This is a genomic window from Protofrankia sp. Cj3 (genome assembly GCF_917627355.1).
Lineage (GTDB): Bacteria > Actinomycetota > Actinomycetes > Frankiales > Frankiaceae > Protofrankia.
Genome location: NZ_CAKJTR010000061.1, coordinates 1 through 1,564 on the forward strand (window position 1 = coordinate 1; position 1,564 = coordinate 1,564).

The 1,564-nt window shown below is 68.7% G+C and carries 3 protein-coding genes and 1 pseudogene; 2 read left to right on the forward strand and 2 right to left on the reverse strand.

Annotation, left to right across the window (positions count from 1 at the left end; genetic code table 11):
* Positions 1 to 254 (forward strand): annotated as a pseudogene (locus MJ783_RS10605) (class I SAM-dependent methyltransferase); the annotation flags it as partial.
* 70 nt (positions 255 to 324) lie between these two features.
* Positions 325 to 843, forward strand: a complete 519-nt coding sequence (locus tag MJ783_RS10610) for a hypothetical protein (protein WP_239310229.1) — start codon at positions 325 to 327, stop codon at positions 841 to 843.
* 63 nt (positions 844 to 906) lie between these two features.
* Here the strand turns inward: MJ783_RS10610 and MJ783_RS10615 are convergent, their stop codons facing one another.
* Both MJ783_RS10615 and MJ783_RS10620 read right to left on the reverse strand, forming a co-directional pair.
* Positions 907 to 1,182 (reverse strand): type II toxin-antitoxin system RelE/ParE family toxin, encoded by a 276-nt coding sequence (locus tag MJ783_RS10615; RefSeq protein WP_239310230.1) that lies wholly within the window; start codon positions 1,180 to 1,182, stop codon positions 907 to 909.
* A partial coding sequence (locus tag MJ783_RS10620) for a type II toxin-antitoxin system Phd/YefM family antitoxin (protein WP_239310231.1) occupies positions 1,179 to 1,564 on the reverse strand: 386 nt, incomplete at its 5' end. The genes MJ783_RS10615 and MJ783_RS10620, both read right to left, overlap by 4 nt.

Sequence of the window (1,564 nt, forward strand, 5' to 3'; positions counted from 1 at the left end):
AGTACGTCATGCGCGACGCGACATTCGCCGAGCATTTTTTCCCGCACGCCGCCGCGCACCTGAAGGATGGCGGTGCGTTCACCTACTACTCCAATGAGATCGATTCGATGTCCCGGCGTCATCAGCGGGCATTGCTGGAACACTTCCGGTCCTTCTCGGTGCGGATCGTCGACGGCCTGCGGCCGCCACCGGACTGTCACTACTGGTGGGCACCGTCGATGGCAGTGATCGTCGCCCGCGAACCGCGCCGCTGACGCGTACACGACCGTCGATGCGCGGGTCGCGGTCGCACCCTAGCGGTCGCTGGCGGACGGCGGATGGCTCGTGCTGTCGGTGCCGCCGCGCCGGCTCGCCCGCGTCGAACGGTGCCTGGCCGCCCAGGAGGTCACCGTGCTCGACGCGGAAAGTGCCCTGCTGGCGGGGATGCGCGACTTCTGCGAGCGTCACCGGGTGGCGTGGGCGCTGGTGCTGGAGGCGGACGCGGCCGAGCGGACGTCGCGTGAATGGGCCAGTCTGTCGAAGGTCGCGCAGGCCGGCATGACCGCGGTGCGGGCCTCGGTCGAAGCTGCGGGACCGGCCGTGCTGCTGGTGAACGCCGGTATGCTCGCCCGGTACGACGGTTCGCTGACCCTGTTCGACGAACTGCGCGAATCGGTCCGGACGGCTACCGCCGGCACGGCGGTGCGCACGGTGTGGGTGCTCGTACCCTGGGCCGATGCGGAGAAGCAACCCCTGCTCGACGGCGGCGCCCCGGTACCCCCGTTCGGGAACCAGTGGCTGGCGCTGTCCGAGGAGTGGATTGCCAGGCATGAGTCCCGGCTTGCCGAGGGGGGAACGGCATGATCGAGGCCAAGCGTCCGCCGGCCGATCTGCGGGTCCGCAACGCTCGACTGCTTCTACCCGCTTCTACCCGCGGGGTCGGTAGACGTCTGCGCGGTGCTCGATCGCGACGACGTCGACCCGGTGGTTGTCGGTGTCAACGCGGTAAATGACGCGGTAGTCGCCTCGTCGCGCGCTGCGGAGTCCGGCGAGTTGGAGCTGGAGTGGCTTGCCGACGCGGTGGGGGTTGGCCGCGAGAGATCCGTAAAGGAACTCGACGACGGCGGTGGCGACCTTCTCGGGCGGTCGGTGAAGGGCGCGTCGAGCGGGCGCGGTGAAGGCGATCTCGTAGGCGTCGGTCACCGGCCGGTGGCGAGACGCAGCGCTTCGTCCTTGGTCAGGACGGTCGTCCCCGCCTCGTCGAGGTCGTCGAGCGCCTCCCGGACGTCGGCCATGAGCTGAGTGCTGCCCATGACGGCAAGGGTCTCCTCGAGCGACTCCAGGTCGTCGACACTGATGACGATCGCCGCTGGTCTGCCGTGCCGTGTGATCACGACGCGGCCGTGCTCTCGTTCGACGCTGTCCACAACCTCCGAAAGGCGGTTTTTCACATCCGCCAGCGGCATCTGCTCAACGATCGACATAGCCACAACTATAGCCAAGACTGGCCGTTCCGGCGGGGTCACCGCTGGCCGGGCGGACCTACCGGCAAGCCTCGGATCGCTACCAGGCAGGCATCGGTCCC